Source organism: Mesorhizobium sp. M4B.F.Ca.ET.089.01.1.1 (assembly GCF_004022605.1).
In the GTDB taxonomy this organism is placed as follows: Bacteria; Pseudomonadota; Alphaproteobacteria; order Rhizobiales; family Rhizobiaceae; genus Mesorhizobium; species Mesorhizobium abyssinicae.
The window spans coordinates 1-3,089 of the sequence record NZ_RZOS01000577.1; the positions used below are offsets into that span (position 1 = coordinate 1).

The 3,089-nt window shown below is 69.0% G+C and carries 1 protein-coding gene; it reads right to left on the reverse strand.

The window, feature by feature from the left end:
• On the reverse strand, positions 1–3,089 hold a 3,089-nt coding region (locus EN780_RS30940), incomplete at both ends, for a tetratricopeptide repeat protein (RefSeq protein WP_128276175.1).

The following is a 3,089-nucleotide window of genomic DNA, read 5'->3' on the forward strand; positions in this document are numbered from 1 at the left end:
TCGGGGATGTCGGCCGAGTTGGCCGCCTGGTCGATCGGCTTCGGCTTCCACAATTCCGTGGCGGCGCGCGCCCGCTCCAGCTGCTCCGGACGCAGCGCATTGGCGATCTCGTCGCGCTTGGACGCAGCATCCTTGTCGCCGGTCTTGGCGACGAGCGCGAACCATTTGTAGGATTCCTCCAGGTTCTGCTTCATGCCGACGCCCTTGGCCGCCAGGATGCCGAGGTTGAACTGGCTGTCCTTGACGCCGAGGTCGGCCGCCGCCTGGAACCAGTGCGCCGCCGATTCATTGTCGGTCACGCCATCTGCCGCCATGGCGAACAGCACGGCGAGATTGTGCATGGCGCTGGCGTTACCCTGTTCGGCGGCAAGCTGGTAGAAGGTCTTGGCCTTCTTGATGTCGCGGGTGACGCCGATCCCCTTCTCGTAGAAATTGCCGATGCGGTATTCGGCCGGCGCGAAGCCGAGCTCGGCGGATTTTTCGTACCACTTGGCCGCGGCCTTCATGTCCTCCTTGACGCCGCGCGATTCGGCATAGCGCGAGCCGACCTCGAACAATGCCTTGGCATCGCCGCCGGCGGCGGCGTCGCGCAGGGCCGGCGGACCGGCGTCGGCCGGAATGTCGATCTTCGCGGCGGCCTGGGGCGCGCTGCCGGCGGGCGGAACAGCGCCCGTGGTGTCGGGGACCGTCGGCGTGGCGGCCGGCGCCGTGGCCATCGGCGCGGTGTCGGCGTCGGCATCCGTAGCCGGCATCGCAGGCGCCGAGGCAGTGACATCCGGCGCTGGTGCCGTGGTCGCGGCAGGCGCAGCCGAAACCATCGGCGCCGGCGCCGGTTCAGCGGCGGCGGGCGCGGCATCCATCACCGTATTTGCGTCCATCGGCAACGCGGCGGCGGTCTGCGCCGGCGCCGCATCCTTCACCGGTTCCGCTTGCCGCACGGCGCGCGCCGGCGCGTCCTCGGCGGCGGTCTCCATCTTCGGCGCGGCGTTGGTCTTCGGTTCGGCCGCGGCATTGAGCGAAGCGGTCTCCACCGGCTGCGCGGCAACGATCGGCGCGGAATCGTTGCTGGCGACCGGCGCGGGATCGGAGAAGAAGGCCTTGCCAAGCTGCAGGCCGGCAAGCGCCAGCATGATCGCGGCCGCTGCCATCAGGATCGGCTTGCGCCGCGCCTTGAGCAGGTCGCCGATCCTGAGCGCCTTGACCGGGCCGCCCATCGTCGACTGGCGCTTCAGCGCGTCGGCCTCGGCGGCGGCGGCTTGCGCTGCGCGCCTTGCCGCGGCAATGAAGTCCGACTTTGCCGCATCGCTCTCGTTGCGCTTGACCGGCGGGCCGCGCTCATCGCGCACGCGCTTCATGATGGCGGTGAGATCGGGTGCGCCGGAACCGGGTTCCAGCGGGCGGTTGGCGAATTTCGGATCGAGCGGTTCGTCGAGGTCGACGCTCGGGGCGTCGACGTCGGGCGCCGAACCGGCGAGCGGCGGCGTCTCCGCCTGCTTCTTGCCCCTGAAGGCGCGCGCCAGTCCGCCGAACATCGACTTCTTGCCGGCCTTCTCGCTCTTTTCGGTGATCGTGTCCGAACCGAGCGCCGCCATGGCGGCGGCGGCGGCCGCTTCAGCCGGCGAACGTGGCGCCGGCTCTTCGCGCGCAACCGGTTCGTTGCGCAGGATCGCGGCGGCGCGGGTGTCGAGATCCGCGATATCTCCGGCCAGTGGCAGCGGCTGGTCGATATCCATCGACGGCGCATCCTGCACCGCAATCTTGGAACCGCGTCCTGCGCGCTTGCCCATCGGCTGCGGATCGATGAGCTCGCTGACGGCTTCCACCGGCTCGCTGGTCTCCAGCGAGCCCAGCCGGTCGACGATCTTGAGCAGCGTGTCGTGGATGGCCTCGAAAGTGCGCGAATTGCGTTCGTCGGAACGGCGCGTCAAAGCTTCGAGCGTCTTGAGGTCCTGCGCGAGGCCACTGACCGCCGCCGTGTTGGCGCTGGTGTCAGCCATCGAACGCACAGCACTCTCGGCCGCCTCGCGGGCCGCGCTGAGGATCGAATCGCGCGTTCCGGCCAGCGACTTCTCGATCTCGTTGAGGCGCGGGCTGATGTCCTCGAATTCCGGCAGCGGCGTGCCAGGCTTGGTAAGATGCGCCGAAAGCCCGGAAACCTGCGCCTCCAGGCTGCGGATCAGCGCCGGGTCGATACCGGCGACCTGCGCGGCGGATGTTTCCAGCCGGCTGGAGATGTCTTCGAGCCGGCTTTCCAGGCCCCGGATCGCCAATTCGCTGGCGGGGTCTGGCGTGCGCGTCTCCAGGCGCTTGGCGAGCGCGGTGAAGCGGGCATCGATGGCGTCCATGATGCCGGCGCTGTCAGCCTGCGGCATGCGCTGGTCGAGCCTGTCGGCAACTTCGTCCAGCCGCCGTTCGAGATCGCGAAACAGCATGTTGCCCTGCTCAATCGCGTCGCCCTGCCGGCGTTCCATCATCCCCGACAGCGCGTCGAAGCGCTGTTCCAGCCCCTGGAAGATGTAGTCGGCGTCGGGCATGGCCGGCGCGTGGTCGATCTTGTCGGCGATCATCGCGATCTGCTTGCCGAGCCGTTCCATCGCCTGCTCCGGCAGGTTGGCGCGGGCGGCCAGCTCATCGACGCGGCTCGACAGGAGATTGAGCCGATCCATCACCTCCCGGCCCGGTTGGGCCTGGGTGACTTCCTCGATCTGCTGCGCCAGCGAGGCGATCCGCTTCTCGATGCGCTCGAAGGGTTCGGGGTCGAAGGCATTGGCCTGCGCGGCGACGGTCGAGGCGACGATGGCGCGCGAGATCTCGTCCAGCCGCTCGTCGATCATGCCGAACGTATCGCTGGCGCGATTGCCCTGCTGGCTGGCGAACTGGTCGACGGCGCCGGCAAGCGTGCGCACCTTTTCTTCCAGCGAGCGCAGCGACAGCGATTCCGGCAGGTTGTTGACGGCAGTGCTGATCTGCTCGAGCCGGTCGGTCAGCGCCGACAGGCCCGGATTGTCCGAGCGCTGGCGCTGGTCGGCGTCGACGCGATCCTCGAAGGCGCTCCAGCGGCGGTCGAAATCGTCCCAGCGGCGGTCGAC